The sequence below is a fragment of the Sulfuricaulis sp. genome (genome assembly GCF_041499725.1).
Lineage (GTDB): Bacteria > Pseudomonadota > Gammaproteobacteria > Acidiferrobacterales > Sulfurifustaceae > Sulfuricaulis.
Genome location: NZ_JBGQKW010000010.1, coordinates 15,748 through 41,769, shown reverse-complemented (window position 1 = coordinate 41,769; position 26,022 = coordinate 15,748). Strand labels below are relative to the sequence as shown.

Genomic DNA, 26,022 nt, shown 5'->3' with positions numbered 1-26,022 from the left:
TGAAACGACATTTGACATTCAGACAAAGACTAGCAAAAACCGGGGCGATTGCACGGCGCTGGGTTAGAAACGACAGACAGGCTTGAGGGTTCGAAGACAGACATGAACGTTCAAGGCGCGTCGCGGTTCCAATGATGACAAGGCATTAATGCGATTACCGGAACTCCTCGCGCCATGCGCTTGGCCTGGCGGCGTTGGCCCCGCCGGGCGCGGGCGCATTGACTGTGACTGTCGTCGTTTTATCCACGAACGTGCCGTTCTCGTCGGTCACCCGCACGGTGAAGTTGCTGTTGCCGGTGACGGTCGGCGTTGCCGGGAACACCAGCATAAACTGGCCGTCCTGATTGAGCGGCAAGCGCCCCGGGTCCGCGAGCGGGGCGTTGTTCAGGGGTGCCGTGAAGGTGGTGCCCGATACGGTCCAGGTTTCGATGTCCGTCAGGGTAGTGTCAGTGACCAGCGAGTAGGCGTCGCTTCCGAAGGTCCAGCCGGCCGGTACCGTAATCGCGACCGAGTCCACGTTGGCGCAGCCGCGATTCGTCACCGTCCAGGTCAGTTCCTCGTTCGTGCTGGAAGCGCTAGTGCTAACGGGAGCGACACTCACGATGTAGTCATCCACGTCCACCGTGTTGGAGGTGACCACAGGCGATGCAATCAAACCAGCATTAGCACTGACACTGCCAGTCACCCAAAAATTCGGTTTTGGGTTTACCACATCCACCGTTCCGGTCACCGCTGCGGTCCAGACGATGTTGCATGTTGCACCTCCGCCGGCGAGGCTGCCGGGGCATGTGGATGTATAAGCTGGGGCACTGAAAGCACCGATGACAGCGGTTCCGAAACGCGTCGGCCCCGATGGTACGAGATTGATCACGGCGGCGCCGTTGTTCGTCACCGTCATGGTGAAGGTGGCGGTGCCGCCGGAGAAAATACAGGCGGGAGTCACGGCAATACTCGCGTTCAGCGGGCTCACGCTCAGGATATTGGAGTCCAAGGAGCGCGATGTCATGGTCGTGCCGCTGGTGGTCCTGGCGTTGGCCGTGAATTTCACCGTGCCGCTGTCGGCGACATCCGTTCCATACGTAAAGGTAATCGTCCCGGAAGCCCCGGGTGCCAGCGTCAAGGGGTTGGGGCTATAGACGGTGCCGGTCAAATTGGGCGTGGCGGGTGGCGGAGCGGCCTTCCAAGTACCGGTCTTGGTTTGCGCCGGTGGATTGGCGTTGGACTGGATAGAGGTCGCTGTATTCGTGGTCGACAGGTTCTTCACCGTCATCACCAGCTTGAATCCGACGCCGGCATTGATGGTGGATGTCGGTACGCCCGCGAGATCGGTCGTCTGGAACGAGGTGACCGCAAGAGATTTCACGGCGAGATTGGCGGGGCTGGTCCTGGTGATGCGGCTGCCGACCTGGGACAGGGGAGTTGTGTTGTTCGTGTACGAGGCGCGGGCATCGCGCATGGTCTCGGTGTAGTCGCCGGTGTTGGTTCGCAATTTGATCGCGACGGTAAAATTAACCGGGGCGCCCACCGCGATCGCGTCGTTCCACGTCAAGGCCTGAAATGTGATGCTGGTCGTCGTGGCGCCGATCGCCGTGTTGAGCTTCCATCCGGCTGGCGCGGTGGTCGCACTGGAAAAATAGGTGGGGCTGGTCGTACGAAACCGCGTCAGATAAATACGTTGCCCGTTGTCCGGCGCGGTGTTGTTATTCGCCACCTGAAACGTAACGGCCTGAGTCGTGCCCATGTCAACGGCGGTACCCGTCGCGGGGCTGGTTTGCGTGATGGTAAAGGTCTGGGTGGCATACGCCGGAATCAGAGCCGACATCATCAGGAAGCCCAGCAAGCCTTGGATCAATCGTCTGTTCATTGAAATACCCCGCCTTCAGCAAGCGCTGTTGCTAGCGTTGAACCGTTTTGCGCTCCACGCGCGTCGTTACGTCTACCGCCCCCTGCGAAACGATTTCTGCCTCAAAGTCCGGGAACGCGCTGTCCACCAGCAGCGGAGTGACCGGCGCACCAACCAACCACGCGGGGCAGTTGGCTCCAAGCAGGCGACGCAGACTCTTGAGCGTCATCACGCCTCCTGCGCGGGTTGAACTGGCGTAGGCGATCTCCTCGGCGTTGACGCCGGTACCATCGTCCAGGCTGATGGTCCCGGCGCTTAGAAACTTCGGATGATCAGCAATTCGTAATTGCGCTGGAGTCACGCAAGTAACCGAAGCCGCCAGGTTATCCATGAGCGTCGTGACCGGATAAACCCGGCTGTCTCGGCCATGCGCGCTGGCGGCATTGCTAACCCCTCCGATGGAGAAATTGCGCGAAGCGGGAATGATACCTGTCAACGCCGGGCGATTTCCGCAGTTGGCGGAACTGGATGTAGTGCCGAAATATTGAATGAACTCGGCAGTACTATTGATGTCGTCTTCGACCTGCACATAGCCGCTCGTTGGCAAGCGGTCGATCGTATAGACACAGATATCGGCGGTGGAGCCAGCGTTCGGGATACGCCGACGCAGCATGGTCGCCGGCAGATTGGAATACACCGTGAAGGTCCCGGCCCCGAGGTTCCGCGTGGCGCTTGACATGGGGTCCGATGCGCTGCGATACCAATCGAGATTCTGGGCAAGGCGTCGCTGTTCGTACTCGAGGCCGCTATCGGCGAGGAACAGCGCCTGGGCCGAGTTGGCATGACCCGCGCTTGACAGCACATTGCCCGTGGAGAGGAAGGTGATCACGGTGGCAAGCAGCGCTACGACCACGATCAGGATCACCGCGGTCATCAACAAAAAGCCGCGTTGTTCGCGCGGGCTGCCTTGTTGGCCGGTGCCAAACCGATTCACGGGAAATTCCTCGGATGCACGGTGGCACGCAGGCTGGTGATGTCGGTGGCGAGGGTGCCGCGCTTGACCGCCACCGACGCGGTGATGAAGTAAACCTGCGCCGCGGTGGCGGCGACCGTGTTGCCGTCGCTGCGCAAATAGGCGAATTGCAGATTGTTGACGTCGTCGGCCAGCACCTGGGCATTGCGCATCAACTTGCCGCCGGCGAGCGAATAACTCACGGTGTTGCCCTCGGTGTCGCTGAAGGTGATGGCGGTCGCCGGAACGATGACGAGGTTCGCCGGCGCACTGACCATGCGCAGATCGCGCGTCAGCCGCTCGAGCGCCACGCGCGCCTGCGAGTCACCCTTGATCACCTCCTTGCCGAAGACAAACGACCGCAAGCTTTTGCCCAGCATCTGCGAGCCGACCGCCGCCAGAATCGCCGTCAGCACCACGACCAGAATCAATTCCACGAGGCTGAAGCCGGCGCAGCGGTTCGCGCCGCCTGAATGCCCTCGCCGAAATGGGTGTGCGGTGCGCATGTCAGTAACTGGCCACGAGCGCCGTGACCGCGAGGGTCTGGGGGCCGGTGACATTCACCGTGATCACTTTGTACTCGCTGCTGCCGTTCCAGTTGTTAACGATCGTCGCTGCGGGCACGTTAAATCCGGACGGGAAACTGGTGCACTGCGTAGGTGGCGAGCCCAGCGTGCAAGGGTCTATCAGGGCATTGAACCCTCTCGACTGCTTGTACGCGAGAATGAGTTCCATGCGTTCCTGCGCGAGCTGCAAGGCCTGGGAAACGTCGCCGGATGCCGGAGTATCTTTCATGGACGAGGTAAACGCGGCGATGAGACCGATCGCCAGCAACGCCACCACCACGATAAACACGATCAGCTCGACCAGCGTGACGCCGGCCTGATTGGCGCGATACTTCAGGATCGCCGGGTGGCGTTTCATTGCAGCACCACCCTTCCCGTTTCCGGTGAAATCACGAGGTTACGCGTGTAACCTCCTCCCGACAAAGTAATCGTGGCGTTCGCGGCCAGCCCGGTACTGCTGGTAAAAAGCACATAGGGGACACCGCGTCCATCGAACGCGACGTAATCGTTGGTGAGCGGCGGGTTCCATCCGCCGAGCGTCACCCCATTGAGAACAACGGGATTGGTGGAACCCGTACCGGGATGGACCACGGTATTGGCGCCACTGCTGCTGGTGATCTGGTAGCCCGCGGAGGTCAGATTGATGCGAAAACGGTCGCCGCGAGTCATGGCCAGCGTCTGGGTATAACGGATATCGGACGCGAGTTGCTCGGCCTGCGCGTCTACCCGCAGGCTCGGACCTGAAAGCCGAGGAATGGCAACAAACGCGAGTATGCCCACGAGCAAAATAATGACCGCCAGCTCCACAAGGGTGAAGCCGTTTTCGGTGGTTGACCGGATGCCGGAAATCCTCGTCATTTCTCACACCTAAAAAAATAGGGCGCTGACTCCATGCCAGCGCCCCCATGCTTTGCGGTTTCACCGGGCTCGTAGGCAACCTCTCGTTAGGTTGCGCCGGTTTTCACAAGTGACCGTGTCTATCGGTCACCTTACTTTCAGGAGATAAAGCTATTTTCTGTTCGCCCTGTTAACTTGCCGCTTAACATCCCGTTGAGGTAACCAACACCGTGCCGTCCGTGCCATAGAGCGCCTGGCAATTGCTGTTACCGCCGTTGGCCGGCTGGAAAGTCGCAGTATCAGTTGCGTAGGTGACATTGTAACCATCCGTGCTCTGCATCGCTCTGCCAATACCGATCGCAACACCGCTTGGAAAACCCGTGCTGGCCACCGTCACCGCCAAACCGTCCATGCAGACGGTATTGTTGACAGCGCCGCAACCGACGCCGCCACTGCCTTGGACCAGCAGCTGGGCCCGGGCGAGCGAGGCGGCGCCGCGCAATCCGCCCGCTACACCCTGAACGCTCGCGATGCGCGCGTCCGTGGTGATGTTGATGAACCGCGGCAGAGCCGTGGCCGCCAACAGGCCGAGAATGACGATCACGATGACCAATTCAATAAGTGTGAATCCACTTTGTCTCATGCGCATATTTTACTCCCTGTCATAGTTGGGATTTCAACAAACCTGCTTAACAACCACCCGATGTAACAGTCACGACAGCTGTGTTGGCATTGTACGAAGCCTGACAGGTCGCGTTGCCGCCGTTCTTGGGCTGGAAGGTAGAACTCGGCGCGGCGTGGGCAACCGTATAGCCATCCAGTCCCTGCATGGCTGCTTCAATGCCGACGAGGGCGTTGGTCGGATAGCCGGAGGCGTTCACCGACACGGACACGCCGTCCATGCTGATCGTGCCACCGCCACTGCCACTGACCATCACCTGTGCGCGAGCGAGCGAAGCTGCAGAGCGCAATCCACCCGCGACGCCCTGAACGCTCGCAATGCGCGCGTCCTGGGTGACGTTGATAAACCGCGGCAGGGCCGTGGCCGCCAACAGGCCGAGGATGACGATAACAATAACCAGTTCGACGAGAGTGAAACCGCTTTGCTGTTTAAACATGTTTATCTCCTGAATCAAAAAATAAAATTGCTCTACTACATTCTGGCAGTGGGTCCGTTACCTACTGCCATCCATCGTTACCGGCCCGACATCAGTATCGGGACCAGGAATAAGATTCCACGGGACTGAGGCGCAAACCTTCAACTGCATCTATGCCTCGATCAAACACGCCGTTCCCGTTTTTATCACTATAGACCAGCCGCACCGCGAACCGCGCCCGCGGGGGCTTGGGCGGTCCGCCGGTAAAAAACCCCTTGTTGCGGACCAAATAAACAAGCGTCTTGTCCCGCTTGTCGAAATACCAGTTGCCGTCTTCGAGTGTCGCCGGGTCCACGCCATCGCGCTCGCCCAGATAGTTGTGCGGCGTTTCCGCCAGCAGGGCCATGGGGTTGCTACCCTCGAGGGCCTGAAGGTCGGCGACCTTCGATTTCACAATACTTTCTGCAACCTTCATGCCAATCGCACTGCGAAGCGTCCCGGCTACCGTCTCCATCGTCACCCGTTCGGCATCCACCTGCAGGGCCAGCAGACGCGAGATCGCCAGCACCAGCAGCACCGAAATGATCACGATGACAATGACCAGTTCGAGCAGGGAAAAGCCGCGATGACAGTGCCTTATACCTCCCCGACCCGATGGGTCCTGGCTTTCCCGGCTCACAATGAATTCCTTCCTGCTGAAACACGGCAGCCTATGAAAATACAGTAGGTTACGCTTCCAAGCTTGTCTAGTTTCTCAGATCCGGGCATATGCCGCATTACGTCTAACCTTTACGCGCCACCTGGACGAGGTCCCACATCGGCAGGAACACGCCCAGCGCCAGGATGAACACCATGATCGCCAGAAACACGATCAGGATCGGTTGAATGGCGGTGCTCAGGTTGCGGATGTCGTAATCCACCTCGCGGTCGTAAAAATCCGCCACATTGAACATGAGTTCGTCCACCGAACCGGTATCCTCGCCTACCGAAATCATCTGGATCACGAGCGGCGGAAACATGCCGGTCGCCGCCGCGGTGCGCGCGATGGTTTCGCCACGTTCGATTCCATCGCGCATCTGCACGATACGATCGCTGATGAATTCGTTGTCCACCGCGCGACTGACCACCGTCATGCCCTGCACCAGCGGCACGCCGGACTTCATCATCACCGCGAGCGCCCGGGTAAACCGACCGAGGGTAGCCTTATAAATAACTGGCCCGACCACCGGGATACCGAGCTTGAACTTGTCCCAGCGATAGCGGCCTTCCGTTGTCCGGACATAGTAGCGGGCATAGAAGACCACGATGAACACCGTCGCCAGGATTACCGGCCAATAAGCGACGGTGAAATTTGACGTGGCGATGAGTATCTTGGTCGCGAGCGGCAACTCGATCTTGAACCCGGCGTAAACCTTGGCGAAGGTCGGTATCACAAAGAGATTGATAATGAAGATCGCGATGAAAATCGCGGCCACGACGAAAGTGGGGTAACGCGTCGCCGACTTGATCTGGTCGCGGGTATCCTTCTCGCGTTCGAGATAAACGGTGAGTTGCAGAAATACCTCCTGCAAACTGCCCGTGGTCTCGCCCACCTGGACCAGGTTCACGTATAGCGATGAAAATACCTGTGGATGGCGCCGCATGGCGCTGTTGAGGTCCAGGCCGGTATCGAGACTCTCATTGAGGTTCCCAATAACCTTGGCCAACGCCGGATTCTGCGTGGACTCGCGCAACCCTCGCAACGCCTGCATGATCGGCACGCCGGCCTTGAGCAGGGTGTACATCTGCCGGCTGAAGAGAGCGAGGTCCGTGAGAGAAATTTTAGTGCCGGCCGCCAGACGCGCCCGCAAGGCGCCGAAGACATCGGCACGCGCCTTGGCAATGATGATGTCGATCGGAATAACGCCGCTGTTCAGCAACTGGGCGGCGACGGCGTCCGGCGAAGCGGCGTCGAGATGCCCCCGCACCGCCTCACCGCGCTGATTGCGCCCCTTGTATTGAAACAGTGGCATAAATGTAGCCTTACTCGCTACGCTCGTTTGTCTTGAGATAAGAGCAGCAGCCCTGCTTCGTTCGTTTTGACAAATCAGCAGCCCTACTCGCTACGCTCGTTCGTCTTAACATAAGAAAATTATTCCTCCAGCGAATAGGTGGCGCGGACCACCTGATCCATGGTGGTCTGGCCCTGGGCGGCGAGAACGATGGCGCTGCGGCGCAATGACTGATACCCCGGCTGGGCCTTGGCCACGGTGGAAAATCTGAGAGGATCGCCCGAATGCAGCGCCTCCACCAGCGGGTTATCCATCTCCAGATATTCGAACACGCCTATTCGTCCCTGATAGCCGCTACCATTGCAGTGACTGCATCCACGTCCGCGCTTGAATTTCAGTTGGTCGGCCTTGTCCCCGGCTTCGGCCCGGACAATCGCCATCTGCGCGGCGGGAAGTTCATAGGGCTCGGCACACGATTCGCAGATACGTCGCACCAGACGCTGCGAAACGATGGCGCGCAGCGAGGCGGCGACCATGTACGGCGCCACTCCCATGTCGATGAGACGCAGCGCGGTGGAAACCGCGTCGTTGGTGTGCAGGGTCGACAGCACCAAGTGACCAGTCATGGCGGCGCGCATGCCGATTTCAGCCGTTTCCTGATCGCGCATTTCGCCCACGAGAATGATGTCCGGGTCCTGGCGCAGCATGGACCGCAATACGCGGGCGAATGACAGTTCGATCTTGGTATTGATCTGGACCTGGTTGATGCCGGGGAGCCGGTATTCCACGGGATCCTCGGCGGTCAGAATCTTGAATTCGGGCCGGTTGAGTTCCTTGAGCGCGCCGTAGAGTGTCGTCGTCTTGCCGCTGCCCGTGGGGCCGGTGACCAGCACCATGCCGTTGGGGTTGTGAATCATGCGACGGAAGCGATCAAGAACGTTCTTCGGCATGCCCACCTGCTCGAGGCTAAACACGCCGGCAAAAGGGTTGAGCAGACGCATGACCACCGACTCGCCGAACTGCACCGGCATGGTCGAGACACGCACATCGATGCTTCTGTCGCGGATGCGCACGTTGGTGCGGCCGTCCTGCGGCAGGCGCTTTTCCGAAATATCGAGGTTCGCCATGAGTTTCACGCGCGACACCAGCGCGCTCGCGATACGCCGGTCCGCGATGGTCTGCACGCGCAACACGCCGTCGAGGCGAAAACGGATACGCAATTCCTTTTCGTCCGGCTCGATATGGATGTCGGAGGCGTTCACTTGTATGGCATCCTCGAACATGCTTTGCAAAAGCTTGACGACCGGGGCGTCGGTCAGCCCCTCGGCTTCGGCCAGGGCCGCCAAATCGACTCCGCCCTGCGCCGTCAATTCCTGCTGGAGCTCTTGCGCCAGATCGCTGATTTCCTCCGTACGCCGGTAAACCTGGTCGATGGTCTTGAGCAGATCGGATTCCTTGACCACGGCAAAGCGCAGCGGGCGCCGCAGCACGCGCTGCAGTTCGTCGTAAGCGAAAATGTCGGTAGGATCGGCCATGCCCACGAGCAGGCTCTCGCGGCTGTCTTCCAGAGCGATGGCGCGGAAACGCCGGGCATGTGTCTCTGGAATCAGACGCACGACTTCGGGCTTGTAGTGATAGCGCCGCAGATCGATATAAGGAATATTGAGCTGCTGCGAGAGAAAGGTCAGCAACTGCTCTTCGGAGATAAACCCGTTATCGATAAGCACGCGTCCGAGTTTGCGGCCGCTTTTTTTCTGGTCCGCCAGCGCCGTATTGAGCTGCTCCTGCGAAATGACTTTATTCGCAATCAGCAGGTCGCCGATGCGAATCTTTTTCGGTTTCATTTCGGTTATCGTTGCCATGGTGACTCCCCGTCGGGCCGCTCCTCATCCCGGGCATGAAGCGGCTAATATGCTGAAAATACTGAACTTACCCCAATATAGTCGAAAAAACCGACGCTTCAGGCTTTTTCAACCGCAGCCGAACAGCCCCTTCCAGCACGTGCGGAAGAGCCTGATACCTCGGAAATACAAGCAAATACCGAGCCAGGCTTTACGACAAGCCGGCTGGAGAAGATAAATCAATGCGGGTTAGTATCCACGCAGGTAATAACTCGCGGCGGCCTGTTTTTCCAGATACTGGACCTTGTCTTCGAGCGTCTTGGCGTCTTCCTCTCTTCCAAGCTCCCGTCTGAGCTTGGCCGCCAGGGAGTAAAACGGGATCAGATCCGGCATGTTGTAATATTCGTACTTCAAGCCTTCGTCCAATATCTGCAGGGCTTCATCCTTTTTACCGCGCTGTAGCACGATGGCAGCGTAATCCAAACGGCCCTGGAACAGTTTGGGGTTGAGCACCAGGGCGCGACGAAAGGAATCGGCGGCAAGTTCGTGCCCATTATCGCCCGCGAGAGCGGGATTCTGCTGGTAGAGTCTTCCACGAATAACGAATGTCAATCCGCGCAGGGAATTGACGTGTTGTGCCTGGTCCAGAAATATGAGCGCATCTTCGTACAGCAGCTTTTTGCTGCCTTCGGCATCCGGCGGTAACAACGTGATCGCGTGCCGGTACAAATCTGCGTGCGCGATAAGCATGCGGTCATCCGCCGGAGTCAGGCGTTCCGCCGTGGCGAGGCCCTTGTCGGCTTCCTGCAGTTTCCCTTCCCGCGCCTGCGCGAGCGCCTTGTCATAATAGGAATTAGCCAGCCCCAGCGACACAAAATACAACATGGGAAGAAGCAGCAGCAGGACCACGATCACGGGAAAGGCCTGTTTGCCAATAAGATAAGAAAAACGAATCCGCATCGACGCCGGTTTCAGCTCGCGGTTTGCAATCTGGTGGAAACGGCCCATCACCAAACCCGATATCATCATGATAGACAGTATGTAGAGATTGAAATCGACAAAACTCTGGCCCGCCACCGCCAGCAACCCGCAAAAAAGACCGGTCAGTTCGATCCGGGTGCTCTTGCTCATGGTTTTAACGGACAAGGTTCGCACCAGAAGCCATAGCGCGGCAAACAGCACCGCAAGCAGAAGCAGCAGCCCCGGGAGGCCGGTCTCGATCCAGATCTGCAGATAATCGTTATGCGCGAAGAATCCGCCAGAATTGTCCACGGGATTGCGGTATGGCGGGAAAGCCAGGTAATAAAGTCCCAAGCCAATGCCGTGCCACGGCGAAGCCTTCAACAGATTCCAGGAAGATTGCCATATGACCAAGCGGCCGGAATCGTGCATCAGCTGCGGAAGGCGCTCGCCCAGTTCTCCGTGTGAAATCTTGGTGGATAAAAATGCTGCCGCCATCAATAGCAACAGCACGACGACTCCACGCTTCGGCAGGTTGCGCATGCTAAGCGCCACCAATATGCCCATGCTCAAGAAAAGGCTCAGGTTGGCACCGCGGCTCGCGGTAATAAAAATACCGAGAAACAGAATATACAAGACTACCCCCAGCAGGGCGGGGAAATGACGCGGAGCACCCTTGTCCGCCATCAGCAGCAGAAAATACGCCGACGCCGGCAAGGCCACGAGATTCAGAAAGGCGGCGTGGGTATTACGGGTTTCAAAAATGGATCGCGCCTGTTGCTCGAGCACGAGCACCTGATGAATCCCCATCAGCGCCAGTACAATCCCCAATACCAATATGATGGCGGCTGCATGCGACCAGAGCGCGTCACGGTCGGGTGTCAGGGTATAAAGCCAGAATACCAGCACCAGACTGCCGACCCACCAGAAGTTGATCACGCTGATACTGGGCGCGAGACTCCAAGACAGTGAAATGGCCAGCCACAACCAGAACAGCGTCAGGCACAGCGCCAAGGCCGTTTTGGGCACGGAAAGGCCCGAACCGTGGGATTGCAGGACGACCCAGCCCAGCCACATCACCAGCAGAATCTGGGCAACGGCAAAAAATTCTATTTGCGGACCCTTGAACAAAAGGGCGGGAAACAGGGCGCAGATGAACAACAGGGAACTGACGTGCACGGTGGGCAGGCTGTGCGTTTTACTTTTTATCACCGCCCTATTCCTCCTTGAGTGGCTGGTAGCGGGACATGCAAGCTTCCTACCTACTTATATACAATCTCGGACGAAACACCAGATTACACACCTATTAAAGAATGCCAAACCATGTTTCATGTCGTGCTCTATCAACCCGAGATTCCACCCAACACCGGTAACATCATGCGCCTGTGTGCCAATACCGGAGCGTGTCTGCATCTTATCGAGCCTCTCGGTTTCAGGCTGGAAGACAAAGAACTGAAACGCGCGGGGCTCGATTATCGTGAGTGGGCGGATGTCCGGACTTATGCGAGCTATGAGGCATTTATCGAAGGTGCGAGACCACGGCGGCTGCTCGCCTTTTCCACCCGCGCACGGCGGTTTTACACGGAGATGGAATACCTGGAAAACGATGCCCTGCTCTTCGGGCCCGAAACGCGTGGACTGCCACAGAATCTGCTCGACACTCTCCCGGAGAAATACCGCTTGCGGCTGCCGCTACAACCCGGCAATCGCAGCCTGAATCTGTCCAACGTGGTGGCGGTGGTGGTCTATGAAGCCTGGCGGCAACAGGGATTCAGCGACGGGGAATAATTCTTATTATGTCAGGACGAACGAGCGAAGCGAGTAGGGCTACTGATTTGTCCAGACGAACGCAGTAGGGCGACATTTACTCCTGCCGGGGTCCGCGTTTAAGTAACGCTTCCACGGCGGCCTGGGGCGGGAGGTTTTCGTATAACACACGATACACTTGCTCGGTGATGGGCAGCTCCACGTTGATTTTTTTCGCGAGCTGATAAAGCTCGCGCGAAGTGGCCACCCCTTCCGCTTCCTGACCCAGATCAGCCAGAATTTCGGGAAGCTTGCGCCCCTGTCCCAACGCCAGACCGACGCGGCGGTTGCGTGAAGAGTTATCGGTGCAGGTCAGGATCAGATCGCCGGCGCCAGCCAGGCCCATGAAGGTTTCCTTTTGCCCGCCCATGGCGATACCGAGGCGCGTGAGCTCGGCCAGCCCGCGCGTAATGAGCGCGGCACGGGCGTTCGCACCGAACCCGAGCCCGTCGCTGATGCCGGCGGCGATGGCCATGACGTTCTTGATCGCCCCGCCCAGCTGCACGCCCGCCACGTCGCGGCTGGTGTACACGCGCACGCGCTCGTTGCGCAGCCACGAAGCCACTTCTTCCGCCGCTTTCTCGTTTTCCGATGCCACGGTCAGCGCCGTGGGCATGTTGAGCGCCACTTCACGCGCAAATGTCGGCCCGGATATCACGGCGAGAGCATGCTTGCCGCCTAACACTTCGATCGCTGCCTGACTCAGCAGTTTGCCGCTTCCGGGTTCAAGACCCTTGGTTGCCCAGGCCAGGACAGCGTCGTTGGGCATTAGCGGACCCAGCGCGCTGAGCGTGGCGCGGAAAGCGTGACTGGGAACGGCAATCAGGAAACGCGATATGGATTTCACTGCCTCGGGGAACGATGCATGTACCTGGATATTCGCGGGAAAGGTAAAATCCGGAAGATAGGCGCGGTTCTGGCGTTCGCGTTCCAGGCGCTCCTGCTGAACCGCCTCATGACCCCAGAGCAACACGGTACGCCCATTGCGCGCGAGCAACAGCGCCAGCGCCGTGCCCCAGGATCCGGCCCCGAGCACGGTTACTGGATATTTTTTCTCGGAAGTCATCTTGTTTCCGGACGCTGTCCGAATCCAGTCAGAGCGGGTATTCGACGAATAAAAAATGTGCGCTGTGCTGAACCGTCTTCTGCTTCATCGCGCTGTCTCTTCTCTGCAGGCGTTATAAAATAGACTTCAATTGATGCTCGGTGGGCTCGCCTGAGCGGCCTGTTTCTGATCGAACAGCGTCTCGAAGTTTATCGGATTGATCAGCAACTGCGGAAACCCACCCTTGCCGACAAGATCATTGATCGTCTCGCGCACGAACGGTAACAGCACGTAGGCACAACTGATCTCGAGCACCCGCTGCAACGTATCGCCCTCGACGCCGCCGATGCGAAAAATTCCCGCCTGCTTCACTTCGACAAGAAAGAGGTTCTTGTCCTCGCGCTTGGCGGTTGCCGTCACGGTCAGCGCCACCTCGTATATGCCCTGCTCCGGATTGAGCACTCCATGCTCAACACCGAGTTGAATGCCGATTTCCGCGGCGGCATTCTGTGCCTGGATAAACGCCGACGGCACACTGGGTGCTTCGTAGGAAATATCCTTGATGTAAATCTTCTCGATATTGAAAACGATATTCTCTTGCTGACTCTGATCCACCGTCTCTGTCCTCGCTAATGTTATTAGGCTGTATATCGTAAGCGGTTCACGACTTCAGCAACGCATCCAGCTGCCCCGCTCGCTCGAGCCCCGTCAACTCCGTGTATCCCCCGACATGCGTCGCGCCGATGAAAATCTGCGGCACGCTGGTCCGGCCCGTGAGTCGAATCATCTCCTCGCGGCGCGCGGGGTTTTGATCCACCATCACCTTTTCAGCCTGAATACCCTTCTTCTCCAACAACCGTTCCGCCATCCGGCAATAGGGGCAAATGCGTGTGCCGTACATCAGCACTTTCGCCACCACTATTTCTCCACCGGCAGGTTGTCCTTCTCCCAGGCAAGCAGTCCACCGGAAAGGTTGTAAACCGTGGCAAAACCGTGCTTGCGCAGGATCACCGCGCCCTTCATGGAACGATTACCGGCGCGGCAGGTCACGATCACCGGTTTGTTCTTGAACTTGTCGAGCTCACGCAGGCGGTTTGACAACGCCGACAAGGGAAGATTGACCGCATTCGGAATGTGGCCAGCCTGAAACTCCTTGGGTTCGCAAACGTCCACGACCACGGCGTCCTCGCGATTGAGCAGTTGCACCGTCTGGGCGGCATTGGCATTCTTGATGCCGTGCAGTTGCTGGCTGACGGGGCCCATCACCAGCAAAAACAGGATGACGCCCAGCGCGACGAACAAATACCAGTTATGAATGACAAACTGCATGGTCATGGTTAGGGAATAAAATTGCTAATCAAAAAGAGATGGGGGGAATATATCTGAAATCCAGTTGTGATTTCCCAGTGTTGCCGGCAATCGCCGGTTGAACACGGTTTACCATGATTTTCCGGCTATGCTCAGCGGCGCACCGCGCTGCAAAAGGCCTGGCGCAACGAACCGATCAGCTGCAGTATTTTCGGATCGCTGATCCGGTAATAGACCTTGTTGGCGTCCTTGCGCGCCGCCAGGATGCCCTTGTCGCGCAGAATGGAAAGATGCTGCGAGATATTGCTTTGCGAGGTCCCGACCTGCTCGACGATGTCCTGGACGCTGACCTCGGTATTGCCCCCGAGGATACAGAGTATTTTCAGGCGCAGCGGGTGCGCCATGGCCTTCATGGAGCGGGAGGCAAGATGAATATCTTCTTCGTTGGTGATCAGTACGTCTTCAACTTTTGCAGCGGCGGCGCTCATCTATATTAGGCCTCGTGTTTCGTTCTCAGCCCACGCTCCCTCGCTCCGGACCCGCGGAATCTGCTGTGTCGTGAACGAAAACATTATACAATATCGGTGATATTTAAAAGAGACTGAAAAAACCGCTATTTGAGTCATCAAGCATGTCATTTACCCCTAAACCATTGGTTCTGATCGTTTTGGACGGATGGGGCTACCGTGAAGACACCCAATACAACGCCATCGCCGCTGCCCGCAAACCCACGTGGGACGCGCTCTGGAAGCAGCATCCGCACACCCTGATTCATGCCTCGGAGGCGGCTGTCGGCCTGCCTTCCAGCCAGATGGGTAACTCGGAAGTCGGCCACCTCAACCTCGGCGCCGGCCGCGTGGTGTACCAGGAATACACGCGCATCAACCGCGCGATCAGCACCGGCACCTTCTTCACCAACAAAACGCTCACCGACGCCATCGACCTGGCGCTCAAAACCGGGAAGGCGGTGCACGTCATGGGCCTGCTTTCGCCCGGCGGGGTCCACAGTCACGAGGAGCATATTCACGCCATCGTCGAACTCGCGGTCAAACGCGGCGCGACCCAGCTCTACCTGCATGCGTTCCTCGACGGGCGTGACACACCGCCGCAGAGCGCCGCAGCTTCCATCAAAGCCATGGAAGGAAAATTCGCCGCGGTGAAACACGGACGCTTCGCCTCGATCATCGGCCGCCACTATGCGATGGACCGCGACCACCGCTGGCCGCGCATCCAGGCCGCCTACGATCTGATGACGCAGGCCAAGGCTGAATTTAGCGCCGCCTCCGCGTCGCAAGCACTCGACATGGCTTACGCCCGGGGCGAAACCGACGAATTCGTCAAGGCCACCGTCATTTCGCCGCCCGGCGCGGAATCTGCCCATATCGCCGACGGCGACGTGGTCATCTTCATGAACTTCCGTTCCGACCGTGCACGCCAGATCACGCGCCCCTTCATCGACAAAAACTTCGACGCCTTCGAGCGCGCGGTGATTCCCAAGCTCGGCGCCTTCGTGAGTCTCACGGAATACAACTCCGAATTCCACGTGCCGGTCGCATTTCCGCCGGAGCGCCTGCGCAATGTGATGGGCGCTTACCTTGCGAGTCTCGGTCTGCATCAGCTGCGCATCGCCGAAACGGAAAAATATGCGCACGTGACATTTTTCTTCAACGGCGGCGTGGAAACCCCGTTCGAGTTCGAGGACCGTATCCTGATCCCATCACCAACGGATGTGCCCACCTACAACCTGAAGCCTGAAATGAGCGCGGCGCGCCTCACCGACGAAGTAGTCAAGGCGATCCGCGGCGGGCATTACGATGTCATCATCTGCAACTTTGCCAACCCGGACATGGTCGGCCATACCGGCGATTTCGATGCCACGGTCAAGGCCATCGAGTCGGTGGACCAATGCCTGGCACACATCTACAAGGCGATCATGGAAACCGGCAGCGAGATGCTCATCACCGCCGATCACGGTAACGCCGAACAGATGTTCGATTTTGAAACCGGCCAACCGCACACCGCACACACCATCAACCCCGTGCCATTCCTTTATATTGGACGACCTGCCGCTCTCGCGCCGAGCGGAGCGCTGGAAGATATCGCGCCGACCATGCTTTACCTCCTGGGTCTGCCGCAGCCGGCGGAAATGACCGGCCGGCCGCTGGTGACGTTGCAAACTGAACAGCCGGCGATTGCCGAGGGTCGCGCCTGACGGACATACCACACCCGCCTTTCCATCTCCCCGTGGCGGCACCGGTGCCAAACCGCCGCAAAACAACTTGGGTACGTTGGAGGGGCGCAGCATTGTTTTGCTGCCTGTTATTCACCGTCCTTCACCCGGTCCATGCCACCGACTCCGCACAGGAAGAAGCACGATTACAGAAACTGCGCGCCCGTATTGGCGCACTGCAGGAAAAACTCAACGAGACCCGCGGTCAGCGTGACGCCGTGCGCGAGGAAATACGTGACCTGGAACGTCGCATCGGCGGCCTGCTGCAAAGCTCAAGACAGACCGAGACACGTCAGCGGCGCAACGAAGGGAAACTGCAAAACCTTCGGGAACAGGCGGCACGCGAACGTGGCGGTCTCGATACGCAGCGGCAACAACTGGGGCGTCAGATCCGCGCGGCCTATGTCATGGGTCACCAGGAATACCCCAAAATGCTACTCAATCAGGAAAACCCCGCGGGCGTGGCCAGGGTTCTGACTTATTATCAATACCTCAACCGCGCCCGCACCGAACGCATTACCGACATCCAGGCCAGCCTGTCGCGGCTTGAGGCACTCGATCGGCAGATCCGGGAACAAAGCCAGGAGCTGGAGGTGCTGCGCGCCACCCAGCGGGAACAGAAAACAGCGCTCGAGATCTCCCGCGCGCGTCGCGGTGAACTGCTCGCCAGCCTCAGCCGCGAGGTGCATGGCCACTCGCAGGAAATCGAACGATTGCATGCGGACGAAAAGCGCCTGGAGCAGCTGATCGAGGAACTGAAAACGGTATTGCCGGAGACGACACCCCTGCCACCCGGCGGCGAGAAGCATTTCGCCAGATTACGAGGGCGTCTGCCGCTGCCCACCCATGGCCGTATAATCGCCCGTTATGGCGCGCAGAAAAACGTGGGCAACCTCAAATGGCGTGGCCTTTTTATCGCCGGGCACGAGGGGCAGAACGTGATAGCCGTGTTCCGCGGGCGCGTGGTGTTTGCCGACTGGTTGCGGGGATTTGGTCTACTCTTGATTCTGGACCACGGAGATGGCTATATGACGTTGTACGGCCACAACCAAAGCCTGCACCGGGGGGTCGGCGACTGGGTCGAGGCGGGCGAGACCATCGCCAGCCTGGGCAACACCGGCGACGTGGCGCAACCCGGCTTGTATTTTGAGATCCGTCAGAGCGGAGATCCGCGCGATCCGCTGATCTGGTGTAAAGCACGATAACGACTCGATTTTATTTTTACCCGCCGACACGGCGGAGCAGTCCATCAAACGGAGCATCATTAATGAAACTTGCAACACGTTATATTCTGGTCCTGTTTCTCGGGATGTTCGTCGGCGCAGCGATCATCCTCGATATGGGTGTGCTGGCCGAACGCGACGAACCCAAGGAAGCCCTGGCGCCGCTGCCGCTGAATGAGCTACGCAGCTTCACCGAGGTGTTCAGCCGCATCAAGTCCGATTACGTCGAACCGGTCGAAGACAAGAAACTCCTCGAAGACGCCGTGCAGGGCATGCTCGCCGGACTCGATCCGCATTCCGCCTATCTAGATGCGGACAGCTTCAAGGACATGCGCGTGGAAACCGAGGGCCAGTTCGGCGGTCTCGGCATCGAAGTCACGATGGAAAACGGCTTCGTCAAGGTCGTCTCGCCGATCGAGGATACGCCCGCCGCGCGCGCCGGCGTGAAGCCCGGCGATCTCATCATCCGGCTCGACGACAAGGCCGTGAAGGGTCTCACCCTCACCGAGGCCGTGCGCTTCATGCGCGGCAAACCCGGCAGTGACATCACACTCACCATCGTGCGCGAAGGCGCGACCAAGCCGCTCAAGATCACGCTTACGCGCGCGGTCATCAAGATCCAGAGTGTAAAGAGTCGGATGCTGGAGTCGGGTTTTGGTTATGTGCGCATCACCCAGTTCCAAGCCGGGACCGACAAGGGCCTGGCGGAAGCCCTCAAGAAACTGGAGACGGAAAACAAAGGCACGCTCCGGGGAATGATTCTCGATCTGCGCAATAATCCCGGTGGCGTACTCAACTCGGCAGTGGGTGTCAGCGACGCCTTCCTCGACAAAGGGCTCATCGTCTACACCGAAGGTCGCGTGGCGGATTCCAAGATGAAATTGTCCGCCACCCCGGGCGACCTGTTGAACGGCGCGCCGTTGGTGGTGCTGATCAACGGCGGCTCGGCCTCGGCCTCGGAAATCGTCGCCGGCGCGCTCCAGGATCATAAGCGTGCCGTCATCATGGGCACGAAGAGCTTCGGCAAAGGCTCGGTGCAAACCATTATCCCCATGAGCAACGGTGGAGCACTCAAGCTCACCACGGCGCGTTACTACACGCCGAGCGGCCGCTCGATCCAGGCCTCCGGCATCGTGCCTGACATCGTGACGGAAGAGGCCAGGATCACCAAGAGCGAAGCCGCCGACCACCTGCGGGAAGCGGATCTCGCACGCCACCTGGAAAATGGCGATGAAATCGCCAAACCAAAAGAAGAGCCGAAGAAGGAAGACAAGAAAGACGACAAGAAGAAGGACGAAACCGGCAAGCCCGCGGTCGAAGACTACCAGCTGCAGGAAGCGTTGAACCTGCTCAAGGGCATCAGCTTCTTCAAGGCTCAAGGTAAATAAAGGCAGGGGCAAAATTGCAACGCCCGGGGGGAGAACATGTACGCCGTCCCTGGCGCGGCCACGAAGACTTCGAATTACCCGGCCCAGCCATCCGTGGCTGGGCGCTCGCCGGGACGAAGGTGAGGCGGGGTTGTCGCCGATGCACTTAACGTGCAGCGGCGCCGCCGAACGGGTGCAACGGTTTTTGTTGCACCCTGGGCCACAAAGTGTCTTCGTCTATTTCCGGCTCGCCCGGTGAATCCTGAAAAAACCTGTAAAACCTGTGAAATAAATTATTTAAAACCGAAGCGTGTGCCGAAAAGGATCCGGCTGCGTTCGAGGCTATACGGGTCCAGACTCGTGGTGGAGCTTCCCAAACCGTAACTCGCTTCGGCCTGGAGACTGAAACCGCGCTGCACCTGCCACTTCCAGCCCGCCGACAGCAAGGAACGGTCGCCGCTGCGCGGGGAGACGAATGACGGCTCGTCGGCCGTGTCATACAGACTCTTCTGCATCTTGAACGACACGTAAGGCGTGTGCGACTGGAACAGCGTCAGGCTGCCGCCGACGGTGAAGCCGTAATATCGGCGTCCGAGATGCCGATAGATTTCCTCGCGCGCCACCTCATCGCCGAGAAAAACGCTGCCGGTAACGCTCGGTTTCACGGCGCTTGGCAAACGGCTGGTCCAGGAAATCGCGGCGCGGGTATCCAGCGTATCAAGCGGTGACGGATTGACGGCCGCGCCCTCACCGTACTCGGCGGAGATCACAAAGCTGTTCATGGTGTCCACATGATGTTGCCACCTCACCCCGAAGGCATTGACACGGTTGCCGGATATCTCTTCAAAAGACGAGGGGTGCTGGTTACCGGGGGTCTCGATTTCCCCATAAAAGCTGACCGAGCTGGCGCCGACTCCGACATCGCCGGTTTCCGCGGGATAGCTGTCTTCGCCAACGGCACGCTGAGACCGGTAGAGGTCAAGCCCGAAGGAATTGTATTCGGACGGGTTCCGCAGCTGCACCTGGGGAACCCCCAGGGCGCCCACGCCCGCGAAAGGGGCGTCATCGAACCAGGAGAGTTTTCCTGACTGAGCGGACATAGCCGAACCCGTGCTGGCCAGCAACACTGCACCCGCGAGAAGGGTTTTTCTGACAACCTTCATATCTATACCGATCATCCGTATATTGTGATTGAATTCTAGCATAATGGCCCGCCGGCCCGACATGCCGTCTGTCACGGAATCTGCTCCGGCCAGCCTCGCAGCAGCATAAAACCGCCCATCGCAGCGAGCGCCCATCCCAAAACACGTCCCCATGACGCCTCGCCGTAAGGCGCAACGTCCATACCCAGCATCACCGCACCGGCGATCAGCAAGCCGCTGCCGGCGGCAGCGAAATAAAGCCGACGATGCTGGCGGCGCAGCTGGCGGCGCAGCTGCTCGATTTCGCGTGCCGTGGATTCCCGGGCCGATTCTTCCCGGCCCGCACGCCGCAGGCCCTCGTGCACCAGCGCCGGGATTTCCGGCAGCATGGCCCACCATTTGGGAAATTCGTTGCGCAGCGTTCGTATGAAGGCGCGTGGCCCCATGTGCTCGCTCATCCAACGTTCGAGATAGGGTTTGGCGGTGTCCCACAAGTCGAGGTCGGGATAAAGCCGCCGGCCCAGACCCTCGATATTGAACAGCGTTTTCTGCAGCAGCACCAGTTGCGGCTGGACTTCCATATTGAAACGCCGCGCAGTCTGAAACAGGTGCAGCAGGAACCGGCCGAAGGAGATGTCCTTGATGGGGCGCGCGAATACCGGCTCGCACACGGTGCGGATCGCCGCCTCGAACTCCTCGATGCGCGTGCCCGCCGGAACCCAGCCGGCGCGCAGGTGGGCGTCGGCCACGGCGTGGTAATCGCGGTTGAAAAACGCGAGGAAATTTTCCGCGAGGTAGCGTTTATCCTTTTCGCCGAGCGTGCCCATGATTCCGAAATCCACCGCGCGGTACTGGCCCTCGGGCGAGACGAAGATATTGCCTGGATGCATGTCAGCGTGGAAGAACCCGTCGCGGAACGCCTGCGTAAAGAAAATCTCCACACCGTTGTGCGCCAGCCTACGCATGTCGACGCCGGCAGCCTTGAGGCCCTCGACATTGCCGACGGGAATGCCGTGGATGCGCTCGAGCACCATGACCGTGCGGCGGGTGAGGTCCCAGTAGACTTTCGGAACGTAAAGCAGGTTAGAGTCTTGAAAGTTAGCGCGCAGGCGGCTCGCATTCGCCGACTCCACCCGCAGGTCGAGTTCGTCATGGATGGTCTTGTTATATTCATCCACCACTTCGACGGGTCGAAACCGGCGAGTATCCGGCACGTAGCGCACCGCCAGGCGCGCGAGCATGTACAGCAGTTCGAGATCGCGCTCGATGACCGACTCGATGCCGGGGCGCAGCACCTTGACCGCCACTTCACTGCCGTCGTGCAGTCGCGCGATATGCACCTGCGCCACCGAGGCCGAGGCGATGGGTACGCGGCTGAATTCGCTGAAGAAGGCGTCGAGTTTGCCGCCCAGCGCCTGCTCGATCAGACGCACCGACTCATCGCCGGAAAACGGCGGCACGTTATCCTGAAGCCGCGCCAGTTCCTCGGCGATGTCTTCCGGCAGCAGGTCGGGGCGGGTGGACAGCATCTGACCGAATTTCACAAACACCGGTCCCAGTTCCTCCAGCGCCTCGCGCAGGCGCACGCCGCGCGGTAGACCGCGGCGTGCGAACAGCCGCCATGGCGCGAGCCGCAGCAACAAACGATAGGGGCGGAAAAGATGGATCGCAGTGACGAACTCGTCCAGATCATGCCGGACGAAGACCTGCGTGATACGCAGCAGGCGGGCGAACTGGCGCGGACGGATCATTTGACGCCCTCACGCAAGCGCTCAAGGCGCGATTCCAGGCGCTCGGCCTCCCCTCGCAACGCTTCCACGGCCTGTTGAAACGCCTCGGTACGTGAACGCGAGGGCAGCAGGCGGCTTTCTTCCTGCAGGTATTCCGCGGCATCCTCGCCCAGCGTATGCAGCGAGCGCCGGGTCCAGCCGCCCAGATGGCGCAGCGCGTTACCCAACTGATGCGCCGCGACGTCGCCCAGTACGCGCGCCGCCGGTTCTTCCCAGTCGATATCGATTTTTTCCAGGAGACGCTGGAAGCGTTGTCCGAGATCGATGTCACCGCTAATTTGGATCTCGCCATCGACCATGACATCGGACGCCACGCGCCGCAGCGCCAATTTCGCAAACACCGGAATGTCGCCCACGAGCGTCACATCCGGCGCGCCGTCGTGGTGCCCACGCAAACTGATCCCGGTTTCGGATGGCAGCACAAAAATCTCGACGGGATCGGCGCCCCCCAGCCGCAGCCGGATCACCTTGCCCTGGAGTTCGCCCAGTCGCGCAAGCGTATCGGGGTCGAGACGCAGGATACGATTGATGGTCTCTTCAGTCAGCGTTGTGAAAGGTGATGTCATTTGAACATTTTAAAAATGAACGCCAGGACACAAGGGTCGCCAGGAAAATCCATTTTAATTTTCGCATCCCTGACGTTCCTGGCGCCGTGGTGGGGTTCAGAATTTATAGCCTTTGTGCAAGGCGACGATGCCGCCGCTTAAGTTGAAATACTGCACCCGCCCGAATCCCGCACGCTCCATCATCGTCTTCAGCGTTTCCTGGTCGGGATGCTTGCGGATGGATTCCGCGAGGTAACGGTAACTGCCTTCATCCTGAGCGATCACGCGTCCGAGCCACGGGAGGACATTGAAGGAATAGGCGTCGTAAAGGTTGTTCAGCCCCGGCACCACCGGACGGGAAAACTCGAGCACCAGCAGCATCCCGCCCGGCTTCAACACCCGAAACATGGAGGACAGCGCGCGATCGATGTGCGTCACATTGCGCAACCCGAAGGCGATGCTCACGCGATCGAAATAATTCTCGGGAAACGGCAGGTTCTCGGCGTTCGCCTGCACGAACGCGACATTGCCCACGATGCCGCGATCCGCCAGGCGCGCGCGCCCGACCCCGAGCATGGATTCATTGATGTCAGCGAGCACCACCTGCCCGCGCCGGCCGACCCGCGCGGCAAATTTCGCCGCCAGGTCGCCGGTACCGCCGGCCACGTCGAGCACGCGAAATCCGCCGCGTACACCGCTCGCCTCGGTCGCGAACTGTTTCCACAGGCGATGGATGCCGAGCGACATGAGGTCGTTCATCAGGTCGTATTTACTGGCGACCGAATGGAACACCCCGGCGACGAGATTGTCCTTGGCCGACTCCGGCACCTCGCGGAATCCGAAGTGCGTGGTGCGCTCCTGCTTACCGGGCGATGGCATGAGATATTTATCCCACCGGTTTGGGCTTGCGGACCACGCCCGCCTTGGTCAGCCGTTCCAGGTACTGTTTCCACAGGCTGTCTTGGTCTGTGCCCAGATGATGCAACCAATCCCAGGAATAAATCCCGGTGCTGTGGCCGTCGTCGAAAAACAGGCATACGGCGTAACTGCCCACCGGCTCGATGTTGGTGATATTCACGTTCTCCTTGCCCACCTGCAGCACTTCCTGTCCCGGCGCGTGGCCGCGCACCTCGGCCGACGGCGAATACGCCCGCAGATATTCGCAGGGCAGATTGAAATGGCTGCCATCGTCGAACGACACCTCGAGAATGCGCGATTTCTGGTGCAATTTGATGTCCGTCGGTCTGACTGTGTTTTTTCGCATGCTTTTCCCGCCTAGATTCACTCGGCCCCCTGTTTTTGACGGCAGGCAGGCGCTGAAACGGCTAATGGTAACCAAAATGTCATATTTATGGTATGAAATGCGGCAAACTCAAGGGTTATTAAGCCCGGACACTAAACCATGCGGGCCAAAATCCTCATTGTCGACGACGAATCCGCGATCCGGCAGATGGTCTGCTTGGCCCTCTCGCAGTCGAGCTACGACTGCATCGAGGCGGCTGACACCGCCGAGGCGCAGGCAAAAATCCTCGCGGACATGCCCGATCTGATCCTGCTCGACTGGATGTTGCCGGGACTAAGCGGAGTCGAATACTCCCGACGCCTGCGACGCGAGAAACTGACGCGGGATATCCCTATCATCATGCTGACCGCGCGCACGGAAGAAACGGACAAGGTGACTGGGCTCGATAGCGGCGCGGACGATTACATCACCAAACCGTTTTCCACGCGCGAAATGCTGTCGCGGATCAAGGCGCTGCTGCGACGCACGGCCCCGCATGCGGCCGAATCGCCGGTGGAAATCGGTGGACTGACGCTCGATCCGGTCACGCATCGCGTCAGCGCGCGTGGACAGCATCTGGAACTGGGGCCCACGGAATTCCGCCTGCTGCAGTTCTTCATGACCCATCCCGAGCGCGTGCACTCGCGCGAGCGCCTGCTCGACAGCGTGTGGGGCAATAACGTGTACGTGGAAGAACGCACCGTGGACGTGCATATCCGCCGCCTGCGCAAGATACTGACTGCCACCGGGCACGACCGGTTGATTCAGACGGTGCGCGGCGCCGGCTACCGTTTCTCGATGCAGGAATAACGCATGCATCCCGGCCTATGGCGCGAAATCTGGATTCTCATCGGCATCGCCGTATTGAGCCTCTTCTTCGGCGCGCTCACCGATCACCCGTTCCTGATCGCCGCCTGCGGGTTCGGTTTTTACATCGCCTGGACACTGCGGCACCTGCGGAATCTGCATCGCTGGCTGCTCGACCGCCGCGCCGGCGATATTCCGGAAGCCGGCGGATTGTGGGGCGAGGTGTTCGACGAAATTTACAAGCTCGTCAAACAGGCCTCGCGTCGCCAGGATCAGCTGAGCGGCATGCTTGCACGATTTCAGAAAGCCGCTTCGGCGATGCCCGATGCCGTGGTGGTGTTGTCGCAAGCGGGCGACATCGAATGGGCCAATCGCTCCGCCGCGGGCTTGATCGGCATCCGTTATCCGCACGACGCCGGCGTGCGCCTGCTCAATCTCCTGCGCGTGCCCGGCTTCGCCCAGTACCTGGAACGCGGTGAATACGTCGAACCGCTGGAGATCACCTCGCCGGACAACCGAGAAATCCACGTCTCCATCCAGATCACCCCTTTCGGGAGCAGCCAGAAACTCGTCATCGGGCGCGATGTCACCCGGCTGATGCGGCTGGAACAGATGCGCCGCCACTTCGTGGCCAACGTTTCGCACGAGCTGCGCACGCCGCTCACGGTCCTCGGCGGCTACGTCGAGACGCTGCGGCAGATGGACCAAATCAAGATGGAAGACCTCAAGAAGCATCTTTCCACCATGCATGAGCAATCCCTGCGCATGCAGCGCCTGGTGGACGATTTGCTCATGCTTTCGAAACTGGAGACCGCGTCACCGCGTACGCACGATGAACCGGTGGATGTCTCCGCGCTTCTCACAAGTCTCAAAGAGCAGGCGATGCTGTTAAGTGGAGAGAACCACCACGACATCACACTGGAGACCGATCCTTCGCTCAAGCTGCTCGGCAGCCGCGAGGAACTGCACAGCGCGTTTTCCAACCTGATCAACAACGCCGTGCGTTACACACCTGCCGGTGGCACGATCCGGCTCACGTGGCGCGCCGCGGGTGACGGCGCGGAATTCGCCGTCACCGACACCGGCGAAGGCATTGCGCCGGAACATTTTCCGCACCTGACGGAACGCTTTTACCGCGTGGATACGGCGCGCTCGCGCGCCTCGGGCGGCACCGGCCTGGGACTGTCCATCGTCAAGCACGTGCTGCTGCGCCACGACGCGAGACTTGAAATCGAAAGTGATGTCGGCCAAGGCAGCGCATTTCACTGCGTCTTTCCAGAGCAGCGGGTTGCCCGCGCTTGATGTTCCCGGCACCGGTGTAATACAAATT

At 59.4% G+C, this 26,022-nt stretch carries 27 protein-coding genes; 6 read left to right on the top strand and 21 right to left on the bottom strand.

The window, feature by feature from the left end; genetic code table 11:
• Positions 1–154: 154 nt before the first annotated feature.
• The 11 genes from ACC569_RS03350 to ACC569_RS03300 all read right to left on the bottom strand — a co-directional run bounded on the left by ACC569_RS03350 (position 155) and on the right by ACC569_RS03300 (position 11,359).
• Entirely contained in the window at positions 155–1,864 is a 1,710-nt protein-coding gene (locus ACC569_RS03350) for a hypothetical protein (RefSeq protein WP_372522084.1), read from the bottom strand.
• A 31-nt stretch (positions 1,865–1,895) separates the two neighbouring features.
• Entirely contained in the window at positions 1,896–2,837 is a 942-nt protein-coding gene (locus tag ACC569_RS03345) for a PilX N-terminal domain-containing pilus assembly protein (RefSeq protein WP_372522083.1), read from the bottom strand.
• Positions 2,834–3,361, bottom strand: coding sequence for a prepilin-type N-terminal cleavage/methylation domain-containing protein (locus ACC569_RS03340; RefSeq protein ID WP_372522082.1), 528 nt, complete (start codon positions 3,359–3,361; stop codon positions 2,834–2,836). Before ACC569_RS03340 ends, ACC569_RS03345 begins: the two co-directional genes overlap by 4 nt.
• Position 3,362: 1 nt before the next feature.
• A complete protein-coding gene (locus tag ACC569_RS03335) occupies positions 3,363–3,779 on the bottom strand; it encodes a prepilin-type N-terminal cleavage/methylation domain-containing protein (protein WP_372522081.1) in 417 nt (138 codons plus the stop codon).
• Complete coding sequence (locus tag ACC569_RS03330) at positions 3,776–4,279, bottom strand: GspH/FimT family pseudopilin (protein ID WP_372522080.1); 504 nt, start codon at positions 4,277–4,279, stop codon at positions 3,776–3,778. The genes ACC569_RS03335 and ACC569_RS03330 overlap by 4 nt, the downstream gene beginning before the upstream one ends.
• 181 nt (positions 4,280–4,460) lie before the next feature.
• Complete coding sequence (locus tag ACC569_RS03325) at positions 4,461–4,907, bottom strand: type II secretion system protein (protein ID WP_372522079.1); 447 nt, start codon at positions 4,905–4,907, stop codon at positions 4,461–4,463.
• A 40-nt stretch (positions 4,908–4,947) separates the two neighbouring features.
• A complete protein-coding gene (locus tag ACC569_RS03320) occupies positions 4,948–5,376 on the bottom strand; it encodes a type II secretion system protein (RefSeq protein ID WP_372522078.1) in 429 nt (142 codons plus the stop codon).
• 91 nt (positions 5,377–5,467) lie between these two features.
• Positions 5,468–6,034, bottom strand: a complete 567-nt coding sequence (locus tag ACC569_RS03315; protein WP_372522077.1) for a prepilin-type N-terminal cleavage/methylation domain-containing protein — start codon at positions 6,032–6,034, stop codon at positions 5,468–5,470.
• A 103-nt stretch (positions 6,035–6,137) separates the two neighbouring features.
• A complete protein-coding gene (locus tag ACC569_RS03310; RefSeq protein WP_372522076.1) occupies positions 6,138–7,367 on the bottom strand; it encodes a type II secretion system F family protein in 1,230 nt (409 codons plus the stop codon).
• 119 nt (positions 7,368–7,486) lie between these two features.
• Positions 7,487–9,208, bottom strand: a complete 1,722-nt coding sequence (locus ACC569_RS03305) for a GspE/PulE family protein (RefSeq protein WP_372522075.1) — start codon at positions 9,206–9,208, stop codon at positions 7,487–7,489.
• 228 nt (positions 9,209–9,436) lie between these two features.
• Entirely contained in the window at positions 9,437–11,359 is a 1,923-nt protein-coding gene (locus ACC569_RS03300; protein ID WP_372522074.1) for an O-antigen ligase family protein, read from the bottom strand.
• 111 nt (positions 11,360–11,470) lie between these two features.
• Between ACC569_RS03300 and ACC569_RS03295 the strand changes: the two genes are divergently transcribed.
• Complete coding sequence (locus ACC569_RS03295) at positions 11,471–11,935, top strand: tRNA (cytidine(34)-2'-O)-methyltransferase (protein ID WP_372522073.1); 465 nt, start codon at positions 11,471–11,473, stop codon at positions 11,933–11,935.
• A 76-nt stretch (positions 11,936–12,011) separates the two neighbouring features.
• On the opposite strand, the gene ACC569_RS03290 is transcribed toward ACC569_RS03295, so the two are convergent.
• The 5 genes from ACC569_RS03290 to ACC569_RS03270 form a co-directional block, all read right to left on the bottom strand.
• On the bottom strand, positions 12,012–13,019 hold the full coding sequence (locus ACC569_RS03290) for an NAD(P)H-dependent glycerol-3-phosphate dehydrogenase (protein WP_372522072.1): 1,008 nt from the start codon (positions 13,017–13,019) through the stop codon (positions 12,012–12,014).
• A 126-nt stretch (positions 13,020–13,145) separates the two neighbouring features.
• A complete protein-coding gene (secB, locus tag ACC569_RS03285) occupies positions 13,146–13,613 on the bottom strand; it encodes a protein-export chaperone SecB (protein WP_372522071.1) in 468 nt (155 codons plus the stop codon).
• 46 nt (positions 13,614–13,659) lie between these two features.
• Complete coding sequence (grxC, locus tag ACC569_RS03280; RefSeq protein WP_372522070.1) at positions 13,660–13,914, bottom strand: glutaredoxin 3; 255 nt, start codon at positions 13,912–13,914, stop codon at positions 13,660–13,662.
• 2 nt (positions 13,915–13,916) lie between these two features.
• Entirely contained in the window at positions 13,917–14,333 is a 417-nt protein-coding gene (locus tag ACC569_RS03275; RefSeq protein WP_372522069.1) for a rhodanese-like domain-containing protein, read from the bottom strand.
• A gap of 125 nt (positions 14,334–14,458) precedes the next feature.
• Positions 14,459–14,794 carry an ArsR/SmtB family transcription factor gene (locus ACC569_RS03270; RefSeq protein WP_372522068.1) on the bottom strand — a complete coding sequence of 112 codons (336 nt, stop codon included), beginning with the start codon at positions 14,792–14,794 and terminating at the stop codon, positions 14,459–14,461.
• 143 nt (positions 14,795–14,937) lie between these two features.
• Between ACC569_RS03270 and gpmI the strand changes: the two genes are divergently transcribed.
• The 3 genes from gpmI to ACC569_RS03255 all read left to right on the top strand — a co-directional run bounded on the left by gpmI (position 14,938) and on the right by ACC569_RS03255 (position 19,147).
• Positions 14,938–16,518, top strand: coding sequence for a 2,3-bisphosphoglycerate-independent phosphoglycerate mutase (gpmI, locus tag ACC569_RS03265; RefSeq protein WP_372522067.1), 1,581 nt, complete (start codon positions 14,938–14,940; stop codon positions 16,516–16,518).
• A 92-nt stretch (positions 16,519–16,610) separates the two neighbouring features.
• Positions 16,611–17,741 carry a murein hydrolase activator EnvC gene (locus tag ACC569_RS03260; protein WP_372522066.1) on the top strand — a complete coding sequence of 377 codons (1,131 nt, stop codon included), beginning with the start codon at positions 16,611–16,613 and terminating at the stop codon, positions 17,739–17,741.
• A 62-nt stretch (positions 17,742–17,803) separates the two neighbouring features.
• On the top strand, positions 17,804–19,147 hold the full coding sequence (locus tag ACC569_RS03255; RefSeq protein ID WP_372522065.1) for a S41 family peptidase: 1,344 nt from the start codon (positions 17,804–17,806) through the stop codon (positions 19,145–19,147).
• A 272-nt stretch (positions 19,148–19,419) separates the two neighbouring features.
• Here the strand turns inward: ACC569_RS03255 and ACC569_RS03250 are convergent, their stop codons facing one another.
• The 5 genes from ACC569_RS03250 to ACC569_RS03230 form a co-directional block, all read right to left on the bottom strand.
• Complete coding sequence (locus ACC569_RS03250; RefSeq protein WP_372522064.1) at positions 19,420–20,289, bottom strand: hypothetical protein; 870 nt, start codon at positions 20,287–20,289, stop codon at positions 19,420–19,422.
• A 71-nt stretch (positions 20,290–20,360) separates the two neighbouring features.
• Entirely contained in the window at positions 20,361–22,019 is a 1,659-nt protein-coding gene (gene ubiB, locus ACC569_RS03245) for a ubiquinone biosynthesis regulatory protein kinase UbiB (protein ID WP_372522063.1), read from the bottom strand.
• A complete protein-coding gene (locus ACC569_RS03240; RefSeq protein ID WP_372522062.1) occupies positions 22,016–22,624 on the bottom strand; it encodes an SCP2 domain-containing protein in 609 nt (202 codons plus the stop codon). The genes ubiB and ACC569_RS03240 overlap by 4 nt, the downstream gene beginning before the upstream one ends.
• A 96-nt stretch (positions 22,625–22,720) precedes the next feature.
• Positions 22,721–23,482, bottom strand: a complete 762-nt coding sequence (gene ubiE, locus ACC569_RS03235) for a bifunctional demethylmenaquinone methyltransferase/2-methoxy-6-polyprenyl-1,4-benzoquinol methylase UbiE (protein ID WP_372522061.1) — start codon at positions 23,480–23,482, stop codon at positions 22,721–22,723.
• 7 nt (positions 23,483–23,489) lie between these two features.
• Entirely contained in the window at positions 23,490–23,867 is a 378-nt protein-coding gene (locus tag ACC569_RS03230) for a gamma-butyrobetaine hydroxylase-like domain-containing protein (RefSeq protein WP_372522060.1), read from the bottom strand.
• 138 nt (positions 23,868–24,005) lie between these two features.
• Between ACC569_RS03230 and phoB the strand changes: the two genes are divergently transcribed.
• The gene (gene phoB, locus ACC569_RS03225; protein ID WP_372522059.1) at positions 24,006–24,695 is read left to right on the top strand and encodes a phosphate regulon transcriptional regulator PhoB; all 690 of its coding nucleotides are present in this window, start codon (positions 24,006–24,008) and stop codon (positions 24,693–24,695) included.
• A 3-nt stretch (positions 24,696–24,698) separates the two neighbouring features.
• Entirely contained in the window at positions 24,699–25,994 is a 1,296-nt protein-coding gene (gene phoR / locus ACC569_RS03220; RefSeq protein ID WP_372522058.1) for a phosphate regulon sensor histidine kinase PhoR, read from the top strand.
• Positions 25,995–26,022 lie beyond the last annotated feature (28 nt).

Coding starts and splice junctions, on each gene's coding strand:
- ACC569_RS03320 (WP_372522078.1), bottom strand. CDS start 5,376: ATGTTTAAACAGCAAAGCGGTTTCACTCTCGTCGAACTGGTTATTGTT.
- ubiE (WP_372522061.1), bottom strand. CDS start 23,482: ATGCCATCGCCCGGTAAGCAGGAGCGCACCACGCACTTCGGATTCCGC.
- ACC569_RS03255 (WP_372522065.1), top strand. CDS start 17,804: ATGAAACTTGCAACACGTTATATTCTGGTCCTGTTTCTCGGGATGTTC.
- ACC569_RS03230 (WP_372522060.1), bottom strand. CDS start 23,867: ATGCGAAAAAACACAGTCAGACCGACGGACATCAAATTGCACCAGAAA.
- ACC569_RS03340 (WP_372522082.1), bottom strand. CDS start 3,361: ATGCGCACCGCACACCCATTTCGGCGAGGGCATTCAGGCGGCGCGAAC.
- ACC569_RS03295 (WP_372522073.1), top strand. CDS start 11,471: ATGTTTCATGTCGTGCTCTATCAACCCGAGATTCCACCCAACACCGGT.
- ACC569_RS03305 (WP_372522075.1), bottom strand. CDS start 9,208: ATGGCAACGATAACCGAAATGAAACCGAAAAAGATTCGCATCGGCGAC.
- ubiB (WP_372522063.1), bottom strand. CDS start 22,019: ATGATCCGTCCGCGCCAGTTCGCCCGCCTGCTGCGTATCACGCAGGTC.
- ACC569_RS03330 (WP_372522080.1), bottom strand. CDS start 4,279: ATGACGAGGATTTCCGGCATCCGGTCAACCACCGAAAACGGCTTCACC.
- ACC569_RS03240 (WP_372522062.1), bottom strand. CDS start 22,624: ATGACATCACCTTTCACAACGCTGACTGAAGAGACCATCAATCGTATC.
- phoR (WP_372522058.1), top strand. CDS start 24,699: ATGCATCCCGGCCTATGGCGCGAAATCTGGATTCTCATCGGCATCGCC.
- ACC569_RS03350 (WP_372522084.1), bottom strand. CDS start 1,864: ATGAACAGACGATTGATCCAAGGCTTGCTGGGCTTCCTGATGATGTCG.
- ACC569_RS03270 (WP_372522068.1), bottom strand. CDS start 14,794: ATGAGCGCCGCCGCTGCAAAAGTTGAAGACGTACTGATCACCAACGAA.
- ACC569_RS03250 (WP_372522064.1), bottom strand. CDS start 20,289: ATGAAGGTTGTCAGAAAAACCCTTCTCGCGGGTGCAGTGTTGCTGGCC.
- ACC569_RS03335 (WP_372522081.1), bottom strand. CDS start 3,779: ATGAAACGCCACCCGGCGATCCTGAAGTATCGCGCCAATCAGGCCGGC.
- ACC569_RS03275 (WP_372522069.1), bottom strand. CDS start 14,333: ATGACCATGCAGTTTGTCATTCATAACTGGTATTTGTTCGTCGCGCTG.
- gpmI (WP_372522067.1), top strand. CDS start 14,938: ATGTCATTTACCCCTAAACCATTGGTTCTGATCGTTTTGGACGGATGG.
- ACC569_RS03325 (WP_372522079.1), bottom strand. CDS start 4,907: ATGCGCATGAGACAAAGTGGATTCACACTTATTGAATTGGTCATCGTG.
- phoB (WP_372522059.1), top strand. CDS start 24,006: ATGCGGGCCAAAATCCTCATTGTCGACGACGAATCCGCGATCCGGCAG.
- ACC569_RS03310 (WP_372522076.1), bottom strand. CDS start 7,367: ATGCCACTGTTTCAATACAAGGGGCGCAATCAGCGCGGTGAGGCGGTG.
- ACC569_RS03290 (WP_372522072.1), bottom strand. CDS start 13,019: ATGACTTCCGAGAAAAAATATCCAGTAACCGTGCTCGGGGCCGGATCC.